The following is a 20866-nucleotide window of genomic DNA, read 5'->3' as shown; positions in this document are numbered from 1 at the left end:
GCTTCCTTTGCGGACGCCACCGATCGGTCCTTGGAGAAGGCGACGCGCAACTTTCCTCGTGCAGCATCGTTACATAACGGCGTCGCCTCCGTCGCACAGGAGTTGCAGGAGACCAGGATGGAGTTTCACCAGGGACGTCTCATCGACCATGTGCACCTGCGCGTGCAGGATCTCGCCGTCAGCAAGCGCTTCTACGTCGCAGTACTTGGCGCGCTCGGCCATCAGCCGACCCACGAGACCGATGCGTTTTTCGCCTTCGATGAATTCTTCGTCGACAAAGCGGAGGACTATCAGAGCCAGGTTCATCTCGCCTTCCAGGCAGCCGATCGCGACGCCGTCCATCGGTTTTATAATGCGGGCATCGCCAATGGCGGCACGGACAATGGCGCTCCAGGCGAGCGGCCTTACCATCCGGGCTATTATGCCGGCTTTCTCCTCGACCCGGACGGCAACAACATCGAAGCGGTCCATCACGGTCCGACGACGCGATCCTCCGCCGACGTGGTGGTTCGGCCGATCGAGGAATGAACATGTTTTAAAAGCCCCTCTCCTCGGGTTTAGCCCGAGGACTAACCCTCTCCCCGCACGCGGGGAGAGGGGACAGAGACAGTGCGCCGCGAGTCTCCTTCGCCCCGCTTACGGGGAGAAGGTGGCCGGTCCACCCTCCGCAGTTGCTTCGGAGGACGGGCAGGCCGGATGAGGGGTCTCGCCGCCGTTACGCGTTGCCGCTCGAATGCGCCCAATCTATGTAGAGGTCGCGCGCCCTCGCCGTGACCGGGCCGGCCTGGAAGTTGTGCTCCTCGAGACGCGTCACCGGCAGGACTTTCGAATAATTGCCGGTGGTAAAGATCTCGTCCGCCCCCTCGAAATCGGTCATCGTCAGCGTCGTTTCGACGACCTCGTGGCCCGCCGATCGCAGAAGCCCGATGATGCGCGCGCGGGTGATGCCGGCGAGGAAGGTCCTGTTCGCGGCCGGCGTGAAGACGACGCCATCCTTGACCATGAAGACGTTGGAAGAGCCAGTCTCGGCGATATTGCCGAGCATGTCGCGCACCAGCGCGTTGTCGAAGCCGCGCGAGCGGGCTTCGGTGAGGATGCGGGCGTTGTTCGGATAGAGGCAGCCGGCTTTCGCATCGGTCGGCATGCATTCGAGCGTCGGCCGGCGGAAGGGCGAGAGCGTCAGGGCCGAGCCCGCATGGGCATTGCCCATCGGAGCCTCGAACAGGCAGAGGGCGAAGCGGGTCGATTCCGGATCTACCGCGACGACGCTCCAGGAACCATGCTCGCCCCAGTACATCGGCTTTACATAGATCGCCGTCTTGCCGTCGAATTTCTTCACGCCCTCCAAGGTGAGCGCCTCGATCTCTTCGGCGGCCATGGCCGGTTTCAGTCCGAGCGCTTCCGCAGAACGGTTGACGCGCTGGCAGTGCAAGTCGAGATCCGGCGCGATGCCGTCGAACCAGCGCGCGCCGTCGAACACCGTCGAGCCGAGCCACATCGCATGGGATGTCGGTCCGATCAGCGGCGGGTTGCCGGAAAGCCATTCGCCATCGACATAGGTCCAGGTGGTGGTGCGGGGGGATGTATCGACGGCCATCGGCGTCTCCTTCTCGTCTCGACGTGCACCATCGTGGTGTAGCGGGAAAAAGCAGAACTGGGGTGAATGGGTATATCAAAAATTGTCATGAGGTCCATTCTGGAGCAGCGTGGTAGCCGGTCCGAGGAACGACAGGGGCTGCCCCGAAAACTATCGAGACGGAATGGGAGTTCGCATCGATGAGAGCAATGTATTACGACGCCTTCGAGAAGACGCCGGAGATCAGGGTTCTGCCCGATCCGTCACCGACGGAGAACGGCGTCGTCATCAAGGTCGAGGCCACCGGGCTCTGCCGGAGTGATTGGCATGGCTGGATGGGGCACGACCCGGACATTCGCCTGCCGCATGTTCCGGGCCACGAGCTGGCGGGTACGATCGCAGCCGCCGGCCGCGGGGTGATGCGCTACAAGGTCGGCGACCGCGTGACCGTGCCTTTCGTATCCGGCTGCGGTCGTTGCGGCGAATGCCGCTCCGGCAACCAACAGGTCTGTGAAGCACAATTCCAGCCGGGCTTCACCCATTGGGGCTCGTTCGCCGAATATGTGGCGATCGATTTCGCCGAGCAGAACCTCGTTCACCTGCCGGAGAGCATGGATTTCGCGACCGCCGCCAGCCTCGGCTGCCGCTTCGCCACCTCCTTCCGGACCGTCACCGACCAGGCGCGCGTCAAGGGTGGTGAATGGGTGGCCGTGCATGGCTGCGGCGGCGTCGGCCTTTCGGCGATCATGATCGCCGCCGCGCTCGGCGCCAAGCCGATCGCTATCGACATTTCCGCCGACAAGCTGGCCTTCGCCCGGAAAATCGGTGCCGTCGCGGCTATCAACGCGGGCGAGACCGACGACGTCGTCGCCGCCGTCAGGGAAATCACCCAAGGCGGCGCGCATGTTTCGATCGATGCGCTGGGCTCGCCCGTCACCTGCTTCAATTCGATCAAGAACCTCCGCCGCCGCGGCCGCCACGTCCAGGTGGGCCTGATGCTGGCCGAACACGCCACGCCGCAGATCCCGATGGCCCAGGTGATCGGCCACGAACTCGAGATCTACGGCAGCCACGGCATGCAGGCCTGGCGCTACGACGCGATGCTTGAGATGATCGTGGCCGGCAAGCTCGATCCCACACAGCTGATCGGTCGGAACATTTCGCTGGAAGAGGCGGTGCCGGCGCTGGTGGCGATGGACCGCGCGACGGAACTCGGCATCAGCGTGATAACGCATTTTTGATGCGAGGTGCGGGCGTCGCGACTGCCTCGTCCCACAGGGCCGCTCGAAGACCCCTCCCCAACCCCTCCCCACAGGTGGGAGGGGCGTAACCTGCCGCGCCCTCGCGGTCCTCTATTGGTCGAAGCGGCATGCGCTCAGAAAGTGGTAGTCGGGAGCAGCGGGCACCGAAGCCCCTCCCCCTTGTGGGGAGGGATTGGGGAGGGGTCTTGCCGGGGAGTGGCAAGGGCTCGGATCACGCCGCCCGGCGCCAGGCGAAGGTCTTGCCGCCGTCGGCGGTGGAGATGAGTCCGATCCTGTAAAGCGAGGTGAGAACGCTCGAAACGGCCGGGCGGACCTTCTGGCCCCGCTTGGAATGCTTGCAATAGCCTCTGGCCCCCACCGAGGGATTCCGAACCCAGCCCCGCGCTGCTATCCTCGTCATGAGGACGACGAATCAGCGAGGACCCGTCATGGCGCTTGCGGCTCAGGCCTGCGAAGGCCAGTTCTACCGGCCCGTTCTCGACCGCAATCCGGTGCATCCGAATGGCTGGCCGGTGCGCGTGATCGTCGCTTCGCAGACGGAGGCGCGGCATAACCGGGCGCTTTGGGCGCCCACGCATCTGATCTCGACCCGAGCGCCGGCAACCCGGCTTCTGTCGATGATAGAACTGCCGCCGGAGCGGCATCTGGAGCTTCATTTCGGCGATGCCGTCGATCCCGAAGCGCCCGATGCCGCGCGCGCCGAGGCGATCGAGGCGACCTTCGCCTTCATCGACCGGCTGCCGGAGCATGCGCATCTTCTGATCCATTGCCTCAGAGGGATCGGGCGCTCGACGGCGCTGACGCTCGGCATCCTGGCGCGCTACATGGCACCCGAGCAGGCGGCCGCAGCGTTGCACGCGCTTCGCCCGGAGGCCAAACCAAACCGACAGGTGGTCGGCCTCTGCGATACGGCGCTCGGGCTCAAAGGCAGGCTTGCCAGACAGGCGCTTCGCTTTCCGGCAAAGACCTGGAAAGGCTGACAAATCGTCACCTGGCACGGCCACGTTGTGCGGCGCACAAAAATTTGACATGATCTCTCCAAAACAAATGGAGAAGCGGCGCGCCTTTCGCCGCACGACCTGCCCGAAAGGCTGTTCGCGGAGCGTCGGCCGAGGCGGGAATGACGGGAGAACTCTATGTCCTACGCGGCCTATGTCTTTGACGCCTACGGCACGCTCTTCGACGTGCACGCGGCCGTGCGCCGGCATGCCGACGCAATCGGTCCGGACGGGCGAGCCTTTTCCGAGCTCTGGCGTGCAAAGCAGCTTGAATATTCCTGGGTGCGCGCGCTGATGGGCGCGTATGTCGATTTCTGGCAATTGACCGAACAATCGCTGGATTTCGCGTTCCAACGCTTCCCCTCGGCCGATCCCAAGCTCAGGAAGAAACTGCTCGACGCCTATTGGACACTCGACTGCTATCCGGAAGTGCCGGCCGTGCTACGGGGATTGAAGGAGCGCGGCGCCCGCATTGCAATTCTCTCCAATGGATCGCCGGCGATGCTCGCCTCCGCCGTCAAGAACGCGGCGCTCGACATCGTGATCGACGACGTATTCTCGGTCGATGTGGTCAAGGCCTTCAAGACGGCGCCTGCGGTCTATGATATAGTGACGACGCAGTACCGCCTCTATCCGAATGCGGTCTCCTTCCAGTCGTCCAATCGCTGGGACGTGGCCGGCGCGACCAAATTCGGCTTTCGCACAGTCTGGATAAACCGTCACGACATGCCGGACGAATACAGAGACTACGGGCCGTCGCTCATCCTCCCCTCGCTCGAAAGCCTGCAGTTCGGCATATGAAGGGACATGCGATGACGTGGTCGGCAGCGCAATACGTGAAGTTCGAGGAGGAAAGGACGCGGCCGGCACGAGACCTACTGGCGCAGGTGCCGAACCTTCCTGCCGGTACGGCTTTCGATCTCGGCTGCGGACCGGGGAACTCGACGGAACTGATCCGCGCCCGTTTTCCGGATAACGACCTCGTCGGCCTCGACAATGACGATGGCATGCTGGCCGCCGCCCGTCAGCGCCTGCCGGATCTGCGCTTCGAAAAGGTCGATCTCGCCGGCTGGGCACCGCCGGCAAAGGCTGCGCTCTTCTTTGGAAACGCGGTGTTCCAATGGCTGCCGAAACACATTGACGTTCTCGAGCGGCTCCTGACGGCGCTCGCGCCCGGCGGCGTGCTCGCGATCCAGATGCCCGACAATCTCGACGAGCCATCCCATGCGCTGATGCAGGAGACGGCCGAGGAGCGCGCTTTTGAACAGACGTTCCGCGACCGCATCATGGCGCGCGTTCCCCTTCCCGCGCCGAAGACCTATGTCGAGAAGCTTGCCGCCAAGGCGGCGCGGATCGAGGTCTGGCATACCGTGTATTACCATCAACTCGCCAATGCGAATGCCGTAGTCGAGTGGGTGAAGGGAACGGGATTGCGTCCCTATCTCGATGCGCTGCCGGCGGAAAGGCGAACGGAATATCTCGCCGCCTATGCCGAGAAGATCCGCAAGGCCTATCCGGCGATGGCCGACGGGCGTGTGCTGTTGCGCTTCCCCCGCCTTTTCGTCGTCGCAACGAAGGGCGGCTGAAGTCCGGGATCCGCTTGAACCTTCGTCACGCGGCGACAAGTATAGGGGTGTCCCTTTCGTCGTTCGAGGAGCCCTCCATGCATGCAGTCAATTCCAACGGCGCCAATATTCCCGCCCTCGGCTTCGGCACCTTTCGCATGTCCGGAGAGGAAGTGCTTCGAATTCTGCCGCAAGCGCTGAAGATCGGCTTTCGCCACGTGGACACGGCGCAGATCTACGGCAACGAGGCCGAGGTCGGGAAGGCCATGCACATGTCCGGCATTCCGCGGCCGGATATCTTTCTGACGACGAAGGTCTGGGTCGACAATTATCGGCATGACGCCTTCATCGCCTCGGTCGACGACAGCCTCAGGAAACTCAGGACCGACTACGTGGACCTCCTGCTCCTGCACTGGCCGGGCAGCGATGTGCCGATGGCGGAGCGGCTCGGTGCCCTCAATGACGTGCTGAGAGCCGGCAAGGTGCGCCACATCGGCGTCAGCAACTTCAACACGGCGCAGATGGAGGAAGCAGTGCGGCTGAGCGAGGCGCCGATCGCGACCAATCAGGTCGAGTTCCACCCCTACCTCGACCAGAGCAAGGTACTGCACGCGGCCCGTCGGCACGGCATTTCGCTCACCGCCTATTACGCCATGGCCAATGGCCGCACACCCTCGGACCGGCACCTGGCCGAGATCGGCGCCCGTCACGGCAAGACAGCCGCGCAAGTGGCGCTTCGGTGGCTGGTGCAGCAGCAGGACGTGATTGCCCTTTCGAAAACGGCAACGGAGGCGCGGCTCAAGGAAAATTTCGCGATCTTCGATTTCGCGCTAACACGGGAAGAGATGGCGGCGATCCGCGGACTGGCAAAGCCGGATGGCCGCATCGTCAACCCGGCGGGACTGGCTCCCGAGTGGGACGTGTGAGGTGAAAGCAACGATCCGCTACCCCGTGTGGTCTGTCGGCCATCTCCCCCACAAGGGGGGAGAATTATGTGCGGCCGGCCACTTCGGTCCGGCAAAACGCTTTGCATGCGGAACACCCTGCGGCGACGCAGATGGATGCCCCATCTGTTCCCCCCTCTTTTGGGAGAGCCGGCGGGCCAGAAGAGATTATTACTTCCTCAAACGAACTGGCTAAGACCCGGCACCGAGGCGACGACCTCGTCGACGACTTCGTCGCCCGCCTTTTCCTTGGCGTAGGCGATGGTCTCCTTCGCAAGTGCCGTGATCTCGCCCATGCCAAGTCCCTGGCTCATTAACTGCTGGCCGAGCGCCATGACGCCGCCACCACCCATTGCCGACATCAGCCCGCCAAGCAGCCCGCCATTGCCGCCCTCTCCGCTATATTGCGCGACCAGTTCCGGCGCGCCGGGAATGGCCTCGATCATCCTGGCGACCGGCCCGTCCGCCGCTTCGCGCTGCAGAAAGCCGAGGATCATCCCAACCGCCTTTTCGGCCGTTGCGGGATCGATCCCGACATTGTCCGCCACGCGCGTGACCAATTCGCTCATGAAAATCTCCTCCGTTTTTTGACGTGAACGTCAAGGTAAATGATCGATTTCGAAATGACAATAGCACCGGACGGCCGGTCCGCATCCGAAGATCTCGTAGGCCCCGTCTGCAAGTCTTTCAGTCCGCGCAAGTTTTGTTGCCGGACAGAGCCTCACCTCCTATAACAAAACCGACGACATTTCGATGGCGATTGGCGGCAAATGTCCGCTTCCATTGGCAAAATTGATGAACGGAAATGAGGCTCCCATGCTGCAGGAAGGCAAGCTGTATATCGGCACCAGCCGCAAGCCGGACGATTCGATCAACAAGGGCGAGTATCTCGATCTAAAATTCGGCAATCGCCATGGTCTGATCACCGGTGCGACCGGCACCGGCAAGACCGTGACGCTACAGATCCTTGCCGAGGGCTTCTCGAATGCCGGCGTTCCCGTCTTCTGTGCCGATGTCAAGGGTGATCTGTCCGGGATCGGTGCGATCGGCGAGCCGAAGGACTTTCTTTTGAAGCGCGCCGAGCAGATCGGCCTTTCCCCGTACGACTTCCAGGAGTTTCCGGTAATCTTCTGGGATCTCTACGGCGAGAAAGGCCATAGGGTCCGCACGACAATGTCGGAGATGGGGCCGCTCTTGCTATCGCGCCTGATGAACGCCACCGATGCGCAGGAAGGGGTGTTGAACATCGCCTTCAAGATCGCCGATGAAGGCGGTCTGCCGCTGCTCGATCTGAAAGACCTGCAGGCGCTGCTCAAGTACATGGGCGAGAATGCCAGCGAACTTTCGAACCAGTTCGGCTTCATCTCCAAGTCCTCCCTGGGCTCGATCCAGCGCGAACTGTTGATCCTGGAGCAGCAAGGCGCCGATCATTTCTTCGGCGAGCCAGCATTGAAGATCACCGATATCATGCGCACGACCAATGACGGGCGCGGCGCGATCTCGGTGCTTGCCGCCGACAAGCTGATGATGAATCCGCGGCTCTACGCGACATTCCTGCTCTGGCTGCTCTCCGAACTGTTCGAGGAACTGCCGGAGATCGGTGATCCGGAGAAGCCGCGGCTGGTGTTCTTCTTCGACGAGGCGCACCTGCTCTTCAACGATGCGCCGAAGGTGCTGGTCGAACGGGTCGAGCAGGTGGTTCGCCTGATCCGCTCAAAGGGCGTCGGCGTCTATTTCGTCACCCAGAACCCGCTCGACGTGCCGGAAACCGTGCTCGCGCAGCTTGGCAACCGCGTGCAGCATGCGCTACGCGCCTACACCCCGCGCGAACAGAAGGCGGTGAAGACGGCGGCCGATACGTTTCGCCCCAATCCGGACTTCGACTGCGCCACGGTGATCACCACGCTTGGCACCGGCGAAGCGCTGGTCTCCACGCTCGAAGGCAAGGGTTCGCCGTCGGTGGTCGAGCGGACCCTGATCCGCCCGCCGTCTTCGCGCCTCGGGCCGCTGACGGAGGCCGAGCGGCAGAACACGTTGAATGTCAGCCCGGTGCGCGGGCTCTATGACGAGGATTTCGACCGGGAATCGGCCTATGAGATCCTGGCCGAACGGACGGCCAAGGCAGCAGAGGCGGCGCGGCAGGCGGAAGAGCAGGCCGCCGAAGCGCCCTCCGGCCGCAGCCGCTGGACCCTGCCCGGTTTCGGCGACGATACGGACGAGGCGTCATCGGGCCGCCGCGCCCGGCCACGCTCCTCCGGCTATCAGCGAGAAACGATCGTGGAAGCGGCGCTGAAATCGGTCGCCCGCACGGTCGCCACACAGGTCGGCCGGGCGATCGTTCGCGGCATTCTGGGCAGTCTGAAGCGATAGGAACCGACAAGCGACCGCGATTGCGCTTGCGCCTGTGCCTCCCTCCAGATTATGGAGGCCGGTGGGCCTCGACCTTGGTAATGTCGCCGAAGGACCGTCGGTGCTCGGAAAAGGATCGACGATGGACGTCAAGGACTCGAACGGCGCCATCCTGATGGATGGCGACAATGTTACGCTGATCAAGGACCTGAAGGTGAAAGGGACCTCCACCACGCTGAAGCGCGGCACGCTGGTGAAGGGCATCCGGCTCACGGACAATCCCGACGAGGTCGAATGCCGCGTCGAAAAGATCAAGGGACTAGTGCTCCGCACCGAGTTCCTCAAGAAGGCCTGACACGATATCGAACTGCCAACTGAAGCCCGCAATCACATCGCGGGCTTCGGCGTTCAGGTCTCTGCCGCATCTTCGCATGTGCCGAGGAACGCACGGTGCTGTATGGCGATCAGGCCACCGACAGCTTCACGTCGACATTGCCCCGCGTCGCGTGGCTGTAGGGGCAAACGATATGCGCCTTCTGGACCAGATCCTCGAGAACGGCCTTGTCGACATCGGGCGAAGAGACTTCGAGTGCCACATCGATGAAGAAGCCCGTGCCGTCTTCGCGCGGGCCGATGCCGACGGTACCCGTGACCTTCGTGCCCTCGGAAAGCTTTACCTTCTCTTTGCCGGCGACGGCTTTCAGCGCACCCAGGAAGCAGGCGGAGTAGCCGGCAGCGAAAAGTTGCTCCGGATTGGTGCCGCGAGCCCCATCGCCGCCGAGTTCCTTCGGCACGGTGAGGGTGACATCGAGGACGCCGTCGGCGCTCTTGGCCTGGCCGGAGCGGCCGCCGGTAGCGGATGCGGTGGTGCGGTAGAGGATGGGCATTGCATTCTCCTTCTCGTCTGGTTACCGATGACATCTAGATAGCGCAAAATTCAATTGCACGCAAATTAATTTTGCAAATTGCATTTCTCAGCCGAATTTGAGACAATGCCACCATGACCAAAACGGCCAAATCCGATGCTTTGCCCGATGAGGCGCTGGCGCTTGGCCAGCAGCTCTGCTTCGCCGTCTATTCCGCCACTCACGCCTTCAATCGCGCCTATAAGCCTTTGCTCGACCGCTTTGGCCTTACCTATCCGCAATATCTCGTCCTATTGGCGCTGTGGCAACAGGACGCCATGACGGTAAAGCGGATCGGCGAGGAACTAGGTCTCGATTCGGGCACGCTGTCGCCGCTCCTGAAGCGGTTGGAGGCGGCGGGCTATGTCCGCCGCCTGCGCGACCCCGCCGACGAGCGCCAGGTGATAGTCGGCTTGACTGAAAACGGGCGAACCTTGAAGACCGAGGCCTTCACCATCCTTGCGGAGATTGGCAAGGCGACCGGCTGCAGCCTCGAGGAAGTGGGCGAATTGCGTGAGGCGCTGCACCGATTGACACAGCGTCTCGCCGAGACACGCAGCGAAGATTGACGACGTCCTTGACGGCCTATCAGACGACGAGGATCGGCGCCTTTCCGCGCACCCGGTCATAAAGATCGATGACGTCCTGATTGAGCATGCGCACGCAACCGGACGAAACGGCCTTGCCGATCGATTGCCATTCCGGCGTGCCGTGCACCCGGTAAAGCGTGTCCTGGCCGTTCTGGAAAATGTAGAGCGCGCGTGACCCGAGCGGGTTGTCGAGCCCTCCCGGCATGCCGCCTTTGTCGGCGGAATATTTTGCGAGCACCGGCTGGCGGGCGATCATCGATTCCGGCGGCGTCCATTTCGGCCACCTCTGTTTCCACTGGATCACACCGCGCCCAGACCAGGCGAAACCCTCGCGGCCGAGACCGACCCCATAGCGCGTGGCACGGCCGCCCGGCTGGACGTGGTAGAGATAGCGATCGGCCGTGTCGACGACGATCGTGCCCGGGGCTTCGCCGAAGGGATCATTGACCTCCTGACGATAGAAACGCGGGTCGATCTGGCGATAGGGCACGGCTGGAAGCAGAAAGCCGCCATCCTCCTTTGCCGCGTAGACATCCGCATAATAGGCATCCTGCGGCGGAAGGCCGGTGGGCACCGGCCCCTCGATAATCGCGGCCCCCGGTTCGATCCAGTGCTCCTCAAGCGCAGGATTGCGGAAGACCGGCATCGTTTGCTGGCGGAAACGGTCGGTATTCATGGAGGACGTGCAGCCTGCAAGCCCGACGGAGGCGATTGCGAGCCCGGAGCCGCGCAGAAAACGGCGGCGAGAGAACAAAGGTAGCGATGACATCGAACTCTATCGGTTTAAGTGCAGCGTAATGAAGGAGCGGCACAATGGTGATTCGCGTTGTCCCGCTCCTTGCTACCAGATCACGATGGCCTTGCGTCGAACAATTCCAACTCCGCTCAAATCGCGGGGCGGAGGGCGGAGCGTGCTGGAAATTCGATTTCACTCCGAACTTGTATTTACGGCCGCTGCTCGCCTGTGTCAGCCCAACTTGCGATCACGATCACGGCATCGTCCGCCAGTGCCGTGCGTCTTTTCAGACGCGAAGACATCGCTGTGGCACACTTTGAATTGTTGCATACCGACAAGCAGCCAATGAGCGGCAGCCGATGAACGTCGGACAGCCGCGGCCGAGCACGGTCTGACGAGAGGAGGTTAGACTTTCCAAATTGAGAGGCTGCGGAGGGCATCCGGATCCGCTCCACATCAAAAGATTTCATGAGCCTATCAACGCCGCCGGCTTTCGTGGTGAGCGGCGACGCCCTATGACAACGGGCGATCGCTGCAGTATGGAGGCGCTCCTGAAGAGGCCGCCGCTCTTTGGAGGAGGATTGGTGATGTTGACGATTTACGGCGTCTATCGCTCGCGCGCATCCCGCAACTACTGGATGGCACGCGAACTTGGCGTTCCCTTCAAGTCCGTAGCGGTGATCCAGGCACGCCGCCTCGCCGATCCCCTGGCTGCCGATGCGCCCCTCAACACCCGGTCATCGAGCTTCCTTGCCGTCAATCCGATGGGGCTCATCCCGGCGATCGACGACGGCGGTTTGATCCTGACCGAGTCCCTTGCCAACAACCTCTATCTCGCCCGCAAATATGGGGGCCCGCTGGCGCCGGTCGATATTGTCGAGGAAGGGTTGATCGGCAACTGGACCATGTGGGCGGCAACGGAAGTCGAGCCGCATGCGGTCAACATTGTGCTCGCCTATGACGACGGCATCGAAGAAACGCCGGAGGGCCGCGAACGCATCGCCGCTTGCGCGCAGTCGCTTGAGAAGGCCTTTGCCGTACTGGAGGCGCATCTGAAGGATCGCGACTACGTGATCGGCGATCGCTTCACCGTTGCCGACCTGAACCTCGCCGAGGTCTTCCGCTATGCCATGAGCCAGACCGCGCTCTTCGATCGGCACCCGCACATCAAGACCTGGCTCGCGCGCTGCCAGTCGCGTCCCGCCTTCAAGGCTATGATGGAGGAACGGCTGAAGGAACCGGCATAGCCGCAAGCTGCCGCATTCCTTCCTCCACTTCTTCGCGCACCCATTGCTTGAAGGCGAGCGCCGCCTTGCTTTCACGTCGCGAGGCGGACGTCACGAAATAATGTCCAAAGCCGGTTTTCGCGCGGACGCCGAAGGGCGCGACAAGGCTGCCCTTCATTACCGCGTAACCGGCCAGTGTTTGCCAGGCGAGCATGACGCCCTGCCCCGCGATAGCGGCATCGAGTGCGAGCGAGGCGTCATTGAAGCTGTGGCGCACGCTGATCTCGGCGCCAGCGAGCCCGGCGGCCTTCAGCCACACATCCCAGGAAAACATCGCATGCTCGTCCACGACCGCAGGGAGTCTCAGGATGTCCGCCGGCTCGCGTAGTTCCGCGGCGAGGGCCGGCGAGCATACGGGAAAGACCTCCTGCTCCAGGAGCAATTCCGAACGCACTCCCGACCAGCGCCCCGCTCCCACGCGAATGCCGAGATCGACGTCGGAGGCGTCAAGGCTGACGAGCCTGGTTGTCGCATCGATCCTCAGCCGGACGTCTGGATGGCGCTCGGCAAAGCCGTTCAATCGGTAGACAAGCCAGCGGGCGGCAAAGATCGGCGCGACAGAAACCGTCAGCACCGAGTCGTCGCGGTGCCGCGTCTCGGCCACCGCCTGCGCAAGCTCCGCGAAGGCCCGCGAAAGGCGCGCCAAAAGCGGCCGGCCCGCGTCGGTGACGGCGAGCCCGCGCGGCGAGCGTTCGAAGAGCCGGCGCCCAAGCTGCGCTTCCGTTTTCACAATCTGCTGGCTGACCGCACCGGGGGTTACGCCCAGTTCGTCGGCAGCGGCCGCAAGCGAGCCCAGCCGGGCAGCAGCCTCGACCGCACGCAATCCGTTCAGATGCACCGTATTGAGCTCTCTCATTTAGTTTTTCTAAACTTGGCCGCCAGGAAACTCAATTGCATTTATATGCAGTTGGACGGATTCTCGTCTTCAACGCGCTTTGCTGCAGGAGACCTGCATCGCGCTTGGACATCAAAGAGGGCAATGCTTGCAGCGTCGAAAGGGGGCCGTCATGATTAAGTTTTTCTCCATGCTGAGACCCAAAGGCGACCCGATCAGCGACCCTTGTCATGAGGCGGTGAATTGGCTGCGCGACCCGCTACAGCATCCAGACCTTATGAGGATGGAGGAACGCGAGCTCGCCGACCTGCCGTTTCCGGGATGGCCCTGGCCGCGCACTTCCGCAGACAATACCTGCGACTGCCGCTGATCGCGCCAGCACGGGTCGTCAAAGGCAAGAGCTTCGCGCGAATGAAGAATACGATTTGGATTCGATTTGTCGCGCTCCTTCGCGATAGATATTGCAGGAGATAGCGCACGACGTTTGGCCCGGCTGCTGAGCTCAGCCTTGAGCCGCCGCCAGCGCCTTGGCGACGGCCGGACGCTCGGCCATTCGGTTGCGGTGCTCGAGAACTCTGGGGAATTGCGCCGGGTCGACCCCATCGGCCTCCAGCCAGCCCGCAATGGTGAAGAGATAAGGGTCGGCAATCGTATAGTTCTCGCCCATGACGAAGGGGCCGGAAAGCATCGAGCTCTCGATCAGAGAAAAGCAATCCGCCATGTTCTTCGGCACCTTCGCCTTCATCGCCTCCTGCGCCGCCGGATCGTCCGCCCAGCGCGCTCCTCGGCGGGCATGGGCATGCGCGACGTGAACCGTCGAGCAGAGATAGCTCAGAAAGGATTGCAGCCGCGCGAATTCGAAAGGATCGTCAAGCGGCGCCAGTTCGGCCTCGGGGAAGCTTTGAGCGATATAGGTAAGGATCGCCGGCGTTTCGGTCAGCGTGCCGCGATCGGTCACCAACGCCGGCACGCGGCCCTTGGGATTGACGGCGAGATATTCTGGCTTGGTCTGCTCGGCCTTCGAAAAGTCGACGCGGTGCGCTTCATAGACGACGCCCACTTCCTCGAGCGCGATATGCGAGGCGAGCGAGCAGGTGGCGGGCGTATAGTAGAGCTTCAGCATCATCGTGCCTCCTCGGAAACTGTCGCAATTCATCTCGAAGGCGGAAAGGCTGTCAAGCCGCGCCGGCCGCGGTCCGCCGATCTTCGCTCATGGGCCGAACGCGTCCCCCACGCGCACACCGCCGACATGGATCCTCTTCCAGTTGCGCAGCGGACGGTTGGCCTGCGCCATCAGCGCCGCATGGATCTCCGGCTCGTCCGCGAAAAAGCGCGCAAGCGTCGCCGCGACCATTGCTTCCGCGGCGCGGGTCGCGCCATCCTCGCATTTGAGCGCGATGCCTATCCCCTTTTCCGGGATCGCGGCGCAGAAGACGCCCTCGGCACCGGTCTTGGCGAAAATCCTGCCCGGCGCCGTTTTCATCATCCGCGTGCAGGCGCGCTTGGTGCCCGCCACATAGAAGGGTTCAGCCATGCAGGCGTCGATCAGGCGCTTTGAAGCGCTCGCCCGCAGGGGCTCGAGGCCGATCCCCGTCGCCATTTTGGCGAAGCCGCCGGCCAACCCCTTGAGCGGCACCGCATAGGTCGGGATCGAGCAGCCGTCTATTCCGCAATTGTCCCGACCGGCAATGGCGCCCGTGAGATCTGCCATCACGCCGCGGATCTCCCGCTGGATCGGATGATCATAGCCGACATAGCCGGCAGGATCCGTGCCGGAATGGCAGCAGGCACAGATGAAGCCCGCATGCTTGCCGGAGCAATTGTTGTAGAGCGCGTTCGGCTTTTCCAACGTGCGCGCCTGTTCGATCAGCGTCGCCTGGTCGTTCGACCAATGCCCGCCGCATTCGAGCGCACCGACGTCGCGGCCGGCGGCCGCCAGCATCTCGGACGCGAGTGCCACGTGCTCCGGCTCGCCCGAATGGGAGGCACAGGCAAGCGCCAACGCTTTGGCGCCGAAGCCGTAGGCGTCCGCCGCACCGCTTTCCACGAGCGGCAGGGCCTGCATCGCCTTGCAGGCCGAGCGCGGAAACACGGGCGCTTCCGTCTCGCCGAGGGCGAAGAGCGTCCTGCCGTCGCCATCGACGGCGATGACGGCACCGCGGTGGCGGCTCTCGACAAGATCTCCACGCGTCACTTCAACCAAAACGGGATTCGACATTTCCTGCCCTCAAAATTCCATCATCGGCGATGCTTCTATCAGCTATTCCATAGCAACAAAGACATCCATGAAAATACTTCGCCGCCTCCTGTTCGCCTTTGCCGTCATCTACCTGCTTCCGGCGCTTTCGTCGGCGGGGCTTTGGTATTTGAAGGAGCGGCCGCAGAGCTGGCGCGACGCGGACTGGTCCTCCGCCGGCGTACTGCCGCCAGCGACGGAGAGCCCGGAGGCGGCGATCTATGTCTTCTCGGCCACGACCGGCGGCATGAAGGGCGCGGTTGCAAGCCATGCGTGGATCGTCACCAAGGACGAGGGGGCGCCGACCTATGATCGTTACGAGAAAGTCGGCTGGGGCAAGCCGATCCGCAAGAATGCCTATCAGGCTGATAGCCGCTGGTATTCGAACGACCCGCGCATCGTCGTAGCCGTTACCGGCGAGGACGCCGAGCGGCTGATACCGAAGGTCGAGCAGGCGATCGCCGCCTATCCCTATTCCGCGCCCGGCGCCTACCGCCTGTGGCCGGGGCCGAACTCCAACACCTTCGTCGCCCATGTCCTGCGCTCGGTGCCCGAACTCGGGGCAGTGCTTCCGCCCGACGCCGTAGGGCGCGATTATCTGCCGGACGGCAAACTCTTCCAGATCGATGCCGACGGCCGCGATCTGCATGCGACGCTCTATGGGCTGGCCGGCATCTCTGCCGGCTGGCGTAGCGGAGTGGAACTGCATTTCATGGGACTGGTGGCCGGCATCGACATTGCAAGGCCGGGAATCAAGGTACCGGCGGTGGGACGCCTGGGAATCTAGCGCATTGGCCCGAAAATCGGTTCTGATTTTCGCTCGCTGCGCAGATTCGCTGGGCAGGTTCAAAGAGTTACAGCCACTTTGAGCGTCTGAAAGACTCGCGGTGCTGCAAGGCGAAGGCCTGGAAAGGAAAAGGGCCGCGCTTGGCGACCCTTCCATGAGCTTTGGCTTCATGATAGGCGGGCCGTGAGGCCCAAAGGAAGGTGGCGTCAGGCCGAGGGTTGCCTCGACTCCTTCACCTCTCCCATGCCCATCACCAAGACCGAAATCTCACTAGACATTGGATCACCTTCCTTTCTGTTGTTGCCGATGAAGCTAAGGTAAGCGGTTTGTGCCCCGATACAAGGGATACTATCGTCTAATGGCCAATCCAGACTGAGGAGCGCGTGGCGGTTTCGCAGCTCGCTTTCAGGCGATCCGCATCACGATCTTGCCGATATGCTCACCTTCCTCCATCAGCCGATGGGCATCGGCGATCTCCTCGAGGGGCATGACGGCGTGAATGACCGGCGCCACCTCGCCCGCCTCCAGAAGCGGCCAGACCTTTTCGGCGAGCCGATCGCGGATCGCCTGTTTCTCCGCCGCGCTGCGGGGCCTCAGGGCCGACCCCATCACGTGCAGCCGCCTGGTCAGGATCGGCGCGATATTGGCGTCTTCGACCCGCGCGCCGCCGAGGAAACCGATGATCGACAGGCGCCCGTCCTGGGCAAGGGTCGTGAGATTGCGTCCGAAATAGCGGCCGCCGACCATGTCGAGGATGACATCGACGCCGCGCCCGCCGGTCTCGTCGAGCACGACCTCCTTGAAATCCTCCTCACGGTAGTTGATCGCCCGCTTCGCCCCGAGCGTTTCGCAAGCCGTGCATTTCGCGGCGCTGCCGGCCGTGGCGAAAACCTCGGCGCCAAAGGCTCTGGCAAGCTGGATCGCGGTGGTGCCAATGCCGCTCGACCCGCCGTGGACGAGGATCGTTTCGCCCCGTTTCAGACCGGCCATGTCGAAGACGTTGGCCCAGACGGTGAAGAAGGTCTCCGGGAGCGCCGCCGCCTTCACAGCGTCGTAGCCCTTCGGAAAGATCAGCGCCTGCGTTGCCGGCACGGCACAATATTCGGCATAGCCGCCGCCATTGGCGAGTGCGCAGACCCTGTCGCCGGCCGAGAAACCCGTGATGCCATCTCCAAGCGCGACCACTTCGCCGGCCACTTCCAGACCGAGAATGGGGCTTGCGCCGGGCGGCGGAGGATAATCGCCCTTGCGCTGCAGAACGTCCGGCCGGTTGACGCCGAAGGCCTCGACGCGGATAAGAATGTCGCCGGGACCGACCTCCGGCAGCCGACCGCGCGCCAGCACCATGTTTTCAGCGCCGCCGGGGCTCCGGAGGTCCACATGGGTCATTTCGTTCGGGAGCATATCGGTCGGCATGGCGGCATCCTCGCAAAGGCAGTCAGCCTATAACTACCGCTCACTCGCCACGCCGGAAAGAGCGTCGTTCATGCATCGGTCATCGATTGTCGAGCAATTCCACGACCAATCCGGATTCGCTCGCCTTGGCGCGCCCCTTGATCTCGGCGATCCTTTTGCTTACCGCTTGGGTATCCGAAAAGATCAAGCTTTCCGGCAGCGCCAGAACCGCGATCGAACAGCGCATTAGCGGAAAGTCCTTGGCACCGCCGTCGCGGCTGTAACCGCTGATGCGACCCGCCTGATGCTCCGGAGAATAGAGCTGCCGGACGTCGGATCGGAAATCATCGAGAAGGCGCGTGAGGACGGCGCGGACTTCCCCTTCGCCAAGACCGCTCACGCCGACGAAGAAGTCGTCGCCGCCGATATGGCCGAGAAACTTCTCCTCACCGATAAAGTGGCGCCGCAAAAGCGCGGCAAACAGCGCGATTGCAAGATCGCCCTTCTGGAAGCCATAGGTATCGTTGAAAGGCTTGAAGTCGTCGAAGTCGCAATAGCAGAAATAGCGCGTCTGGTCGCCGTCGAGAATCGCCTGCTGGACATAGTCGCGTATGGCGCGGTTGCCCGGAAGGCCGGTCAAGGGGTTCTGCTCCTGCGCCATCTTCAACTGCTTCTCGTTGATGATTTTCAGAAGCGACGCAGCCGAAAGAATGCCGGCATAGCGCATGTTCTCTGTCAGGATAACGCAATCGCTGCCATCCATGCCGGCAAAGATCTTCAGCATTTCATCGGCCGGCGTGTCCAGATCGGCGATGGGCGCAGGCGTCACGAAGTGCGAAATGCGGCGCCGATAGATGCGGTTTTTCAGCAGGTCACGGCCGAAGGGGTGATAGATCATCTCCTTCACATGATATTCATGCAGAATGCCGCGCGGCTCCCCATTGGCGATCAACACCGGAAAAAAGGGCTGGCGCGGGTTGAGCCGGAAGTGATCGAACACCGAGTCGAGATCGTCGCTCTCCCGGACCGCCGGCAGTTGCTCCACCTCCTTGCGGATCAGAATGCTGTCGAGAGTCGATGAATGGCTCCGTGCGCCCCCCCAACTCGAGATGCGCATAGACCGGCCGCAACTCATTGAGATGCGTCGTCGGCCGGGCAACGAAATAGCCCTGCACCAGATCGCAGCCGAGATCGCGACACACCAGGAACTCGACTTCCGTTTCCACACCCTCGGCGATCACCCGCGTCCCGAGCACATGCGCCATGTTGACGGCGTGGCGCACAAGGTGGCGCTTGCGAGAATCCCTATCTATGCCGGTAATGAAATGCCGATCGATCTTCACATAATCGACAGGCTGGTCGCAGAGCATTCTCAGCCCGTTGAAGCCGGCACCGAAATCGTCGATCGCCAGCTTGAAGCCGGCAAGCCGCAATTGCCGAACAAACGCCGAAAAATCCGGCACCTTGCCGTTGTCGAACCTCTCCGACAGCTCGAAGCAGAGCGAGGACGGGGCGATGTTGACACGCTTGAGGTGATTGACGAGGCGCTCGACGACATCCCCCTCCCCGCCAACCAGCCTTGAAATCGAAGTTGAGGAACAATGTGCGGGTGGAGAAATCCGGAAGTGTCGCAAAGGCTGCGACGGCACGGCTGTTAATCAGGTGCTCCAGCGCCAGAAGCTGCCCGACCTCTTCCGCCTTGTCGAGCAGTTCGAGCGGCGAAGCATAGCCCAGCCTGTCGAAGCCGCGCATCAACGACTCATAACCGAAGACTGCGCCGTTCGTCGTTTCGACGATCGGCTGAAAGGCATTCTCGATGACGAGTTTCGCGAGCGTTATGATCTGGTCGTCGCCGAAGCCACGAAACGGCAGCGTTTCTGCGGGGACGGCGGACTGCCGGGCTCCATTATGGGACGGGTCGGACCGTCCACCAGCATCGACGGCAAGCGTCAACGAAGTCTTTCGCGACTGTGAAGCTTTTGTGAACATTGCAACGTCCGGACGGTGAGCAGGACATCGCCATCCGCCCAACGATTGTATCGCGGGCTAGCTCTTCACAAGGACGCCGAAGGCGATGAGCGCGAGTCCCTGCATGACGAGGTCGATGGACAGCAACAGGCCCAGGATCCAGAGGCTGTCGATCGGCCAACCGGCGGCGATGACGAGACCGGTCACGAGGGTGATCAGGCCGCCGATCAGGACCCAACCCCAGCCAGCAAGGGGGCTGAGCCTATAACCGACCCAGACACGGAAGGCGCCGGCTGCGATCAGCGCGATCGCCAGCAGAAGGGTCAGCACCGAGGAGGCGAGCAGCGGATTGACGAAGGTGAAAAGTCCTGCCGCCGCATAGAAGGCGCCGCTCAGCATCCAGTAGATAAAGCCTCCCCAGTCCTTGACGCGGAAGGCCTGGCCGAGATTGAGCAAGCCGCCGATCAGCATGATGACGCCGACATAGTAGACGGAGGCAACCGTCGCCATCAGCAGATTACCGAAGGCAATACCGCCGGCCATGATCAAAAGCACACCGAGCGCGACGAACCACGCCCATTTCCCTGCGACGGTCTCCCCGTCGCCAGCTTCGAACCTGTTGGCAGCCATACTTCAACCTCCAGTCCGGCAATGGTGCGTGCGCTATCCCATGATTGAGCCGGATTTCCGGACAAAAAGAAAGCGGAAAGGGCATGACGATTTTTGTTGATTGACGCGTCAATCAACAATAGACTGATAATCGTCAAAGGAGTCTTAGGATGCCCAAGGTCGGGATGGAGCCGGTGCGCCGCAAGGCGCTGGTCGATGCGGCGCTGCGTGTGATCGGCGGTCAAGGCACACTGGCCGTGACCATGTCCGAGATCGCCCGGACGGCGGGCGTCTCGCCGGCGCTCGCGCATCACTATTTCGGCAGCAAGGAGCAATTGCTGATCGCGACGATCCGCAGCCTGCTCGGTCAATTACGCCGGGACGCCGTCGCGGCACTCAAGGCGGCGCATACACCGCGAGAAAAGGTGAGCGCCCTCATCCGCGTCAGCTTCCGGGCCGATCAATTCGCGCCGGAGACGGTGGCCGCCTGGCTCGCCTTCTATTCCGAGGCGCAGCGCTCCGAAGACGTTCGCCGGCTGCTCGTCGTCTATGCGCGACGGCTGCGCTCCAATCTCCTTGCAAGTTTGAGGGCGCTTTGCCCCGCAGCCGACGCGGAGCGCATTGCCGAAGGGGCGGCAGCCATGATCGACGGGCTTTACATCCGGCAAAGCCTGAAATCGGCGCCGATCAGCATAGAGGCCTCGATCGCGCTGACGGAGGATTACGTGAGCGCGCATTTGCGGCCGAATGGAGGATAAGGGGCCGTTTGCCTCGGTCCTGAACAACAGAGAAGCTGAACGCAAAACCGAATCCAAACGCTGTCCG

22 protein-coding genes and 1 pseudogene are annotated in these 20866 nt (G+C 62.6%); 12 read left to right on the top strand and 11 right to left on the bottom strand.

Going from position 1 to position 20866, the window contains the following annotated elements; genetic code table 11:
- Window positions 1–117: 117 nt before the first annotated feature.
- Window positions 118–528, top strand: coding sequence for a VOC family protein (locus EKH55_RS02885; protein ID WP_069460462.1), 411 nt, complete (start codon window positions 118–120; stop codon window positions 526–528).
- Between the two features lie 187 nt (window positions 529–715).
- Here the strand turns inward: EKH55_RS02885 and EKH55_RS02880 are convergent, their stop codons facing one another.
- Window positions 716–1597 carry a branched-chain amino acid aminotransferase gene (locus EKH55_RS02880; RefSeq protein WP_151610942.1) on the bottom strand — a complete coding sequence of 294 codons (882 nt, stop codon included), beginning with the start codon at window positions 1595–1597 and terminating at the stop codon, window positions 716–718.
- A 179-nt stretch (window positions 1598–1776) separates the two neighbouring features.
- On the opposite strand from EKH55_RS02880, the gene EKH55_RS02875 reads away from it, so the two are divergent.
- On the top strand, window positions 1777–2817 hold the full coding sequence (locus tag EKH55_RS02875) for a zinc-dependent alcohol dehydrogenase family protein (protein ID WP_151610941.1): 1041 nt from the start codon (window positions 1777–1779) through the stop codon (window positions 2815–2817).
- 232 nt (window positions 2818–3049) lie between these two features.
- On the opposite strand, the gene EKH55_RS29290 is transcribed toward EKH55_RS02875, so the two are convergent.
- Window positions 3050–3196: a hypothetical protein gene (locus tag EKH55_RS29290; protein WP_192803738.1), complete on the bottom strand. Its 147-nt coding sequence runs from the start codon at window positions 3194–3196 to the stop codon at window positions 3050–3052.
- A gap of 70 nt (window positions 3197–3266) precedes the next feature.
- Between EKH55_RS29290 and EKH55_RS02870 the strand changes: the two genes are divergently transcribed.
- The 4 genes from EKH55_RS02870 to EKH55_RS02855 all read left to right on the top strand — a co-directional run bounded on the left by EKH55_RS02870 (window position 3267) and on the right by EKH55_RS02855 (window position 6327).
- Window positions 3267–3818, top strand: a complete 552-nt coding sequence (locus EKH55_RS02870) for a phosphatase (RefSeq protein WP_151610940.1) — start codon at window positions 3267–3269, stop codon at window positions 3816–3818.
- Window positions 3819–3974: 156 nt separating this feature from the next.
- Complete coding sequence (locus EKH55_RS02865) at window positions 3975–4637, top strand: haloacid dehalogenase type II (RefSeq protein ID WP_069460458.1); 663 nt, start codon at window positions 3975–3977, stop codon at window positions 4635–4637.
- Window positions 4638–4648: 11 nt separating this feature from the next.
- A complete protein-coding gene (gene tam / locus EKH55_RS02860; RefSeq protein WP_069460829.1) occupies window positions 4649–5422 on the top strand; it encodes a trans-aconitate 2-methyltransferase in 774 nt (257 codons plus the stop codon).
- 77 nt (window positions 5423–5499) lie between these two features.
- Window positions 5500–6327, top strand: a complete 828-nt coding sequence (locus EKH55_RS02855; RefSeq protein ID WP_151610939.1) for an aldo/keto reductase — start codon at window positions 5500–5502, stop codon at window positions 6325–6327.
- Between the two features lie 197 nt (window positions 6328–6524).
- Here EKH55_RS02855 and EKH55_RS02850 read toward each other — a convergent pair whose 3' ends face one another.
- Window positions 6525–6914 carry a DUF2780 domain-containing protein gene (locus EKH55_RS02850; protein ID WP_069460456.1) on the bottom strand — a complete coding sequence of 130 codons (390 nt, stop codon included), beginning with the start codon at window positions 6912–6914 and terminating at the stop codon, window positions 6525–6527.
- Window positions 6915–7161: 247 nt separating this feature from the next.
- Between EKH55_RS02850 and EKH55_RS02845 the strand changes: the two genes are divergently transcribed.
- Both EKH55_RS02845 and EKH55_RS02840 read left to right on the top strand, forming a co-directional pair.
- Entirely contained in the window at window positions 7162–8715 is a 1554-nt protein-coding gene (locus EKH55_RS02845) for a helicase HerA-like C-terminal domain-containing protein (protein WP_151611934.1), read from the top strand.
- A gap of 121 nt (window positions 8716–8836) precedes the next feature.
- Entirely contained in the window at window positions 8837–9049 is a 213-nt protein-coding gene (locus EKH55_RS02840) for an alkylphosphonate utilization protein (protein ID WP_069460828.1), read from the top strand.
- A gap of 109 nt (window positions 9050–9158) precedes the next feature.
- Here the strand turns inward: EKH55_RS02840 and EKH55_RS02835 are convergent, their stop codons facing one another.
- The gene (locus EKH55_RS02835) at window positions 9159–9581 is read right to left on the bottom strand and encodes an organic hydroperoxide resistance protein (RefSeq protein WP_069460454.1); all 423 of its coding nucleotides are present in this window, start codon (window positions 9579–9581) and stop codon (window positions 9159–9161) included.
- 113 nt (window positions 9582–9694) lie between these two features.
- On the opposite strand from EKH55_RS02835, the gene EKH55_RS02830 reads away from it, so the two are divergent.
- A complete protein-coding gene (locus EKH55_RS02830) occupies window positions 9695–10168 on the top strand; it encodes a MarR family winged helix-turn-helix transcriptional regulator (protein ID WP_069460453.1) in 474 nt (157 codons plus the stop codon).
- 19 nt (window positions 10169–10187) lie between these two features.
- On the opposite strand, the gene EKH55_RS02825 is transcribed toward EKH55_RS02830, so the two are convergent.
- Window positions 10188–10958: a L,D-transpeptidase family protein gene (locus EKH55_RS02825; protein ID WP_069460452.1), complete on the bottom strand. Its 771-nt coding sequence runs from the start codon at window positions 10956–10958 to the stop codon at window positions 10188–10190.
- A gap of 554 nt (window positions 10959–11512) precedes the next feature.
- Here EKH55_RS02825 and EKH55_RS02820 point away from each other — a divergent pair.
- Window positions 11513–12172, top strand: coding sequence for a glutathione S-transferase family protein (locus tag EKH55_RS02820; RefSeq protein ID WP_151610938.1), 660 nt, complete (start codon window positions 11513–11515; stop codon window positions 12170–12172).
- On the opposite strand, the gene EKH55_RS02815 is transcribed toward EKH55_RS02820, so the two are convergent.
- From EKH55_RS02815 to EKH55_RS02800, 3 genes are all read right to left on the bottom strand, one after another.
- A complete protein-coding gene (locus EKH55_RS02815) occupies window positions 12138–13067 on the bottom strand; it encodes a LysR substrate-binding domain-containing protein (protein WP_151610937.1) in 930 nt (309 codons plus the stop codon). The two genes, EKH55_RS02820 and EKH55_RS02815, sit on opposite strands and share 35 nt — an antisense overlap.
- 481 nt (window positions 13068–13548) lie before the next feature.
- A complete protein-coding gene (locus EKH55_RS02805; protein WP_151611933.1) occupies window positions 13549–14169 on the bottom strand; it encodes a glutathione S-transferase family protein in 621 nt (206 codons plus the stop codon).
- Window positions 14170–14256: 87 nt separating this feature from the next.
- Window positions 14257–15264 carry an asparaginase gene (locus tag EKH55_RS02800; RefSeq protein ID WP_151610936.1) on the bottom strand — a complete coding sequence of 336 codons (1008 nt, stop codon included), beginning with the start codon at window positions 15262–15264 and terminating at the stop codon, window positions 14257–14259.
- Between the two features lie 67 nt (window positions 15265–15331).
- Between EKH55_RS02800 and EKH55_RS02795 the strand changes: the two genes are divergently transcribed.
- Window positions 15332–16069, top strand: a complete 738-nt coding sequence (locus EKH55_RS02795; RefSeq protein WP_151610935.1) for a DUF3750 domain-containing protein — start codon at window positions 15332–15334, stop codon at window positions 16067–16069.
- 405 nt (window positions 16070–16474) lie between these two features.
- On the opposite strand, the gene EKH55_RS02790 is transcribed toward EKH55_RS02795, so the two are convergent.
- The 3 genes and pseudogenes from EKH55_RS02790 to EKH55_RS02780 all read right to left on the bottom strand — a co-directional run bounded on the left by EKH55_RS02790 (window position 16475) and on the right by EKH55_RS02780 (window position 20062).
- Window positions 16475–17485: an NAD(P)H-quinone oxidoreductase gene (locus EKH55_RS02790; RefSeq protein WP_192803737.1), complete on the bottom strand. Its 1011-nt coding sequence runs from the start codon at window positions 17483–17485 to the stop codon at window positions 16475–16477.
- A gap of 79 nt (window positions 17486–17564) precedes the next feature.
- Window positions 17565–19453 (bottom strand): annotated as a pseudogene (locus EKH55_RS02785) (GGDEF domain-containing protein).
- 57 nt (window positions 19454–19510) lie between these two features.
- Entirely contained in the window at window positions 19511–20062 is a 552-nt protein-coding gene (locus EKH55_RS02780) for an HdeD family acid-resistance protein (RefSeq protein ID WP_151610934.1), read from the bottom strand.
- A gap of 149 nt (window positions 20063–20211) precedes the next feature.
- On the opposite strand from EKH55_RS02780, the gene betI reads away from it, so the two are divergent.
- Entirely contained in the window at window positions 20212–20799 is a 588-nt protein-coding gene (gene betI / locus EKH55_RS02775) for a transcriptional regulator BetI (protein ID WP_069460445.1), read from the top strand.
- The last annotated feature ends 67 nt before the right edge of the window (window positions 20800–20866 follow it).

It is taken from the genome of Sinorhizobium alkalisoli (assembly GCF_008932245.1).
Taxonomy (GTDB): domain Bacteria; phylum Pseudomonadota; class Alphaproteobacteria; order Rhizobiales; family Rhizobiaceae; genus Sinorhizobium; species Sinorhizobium alkalisoli.
Note: the sequence above shows the minus strand (reverse complement) of the source record. Positions and strands in the feature narration are given on the sequence as shown.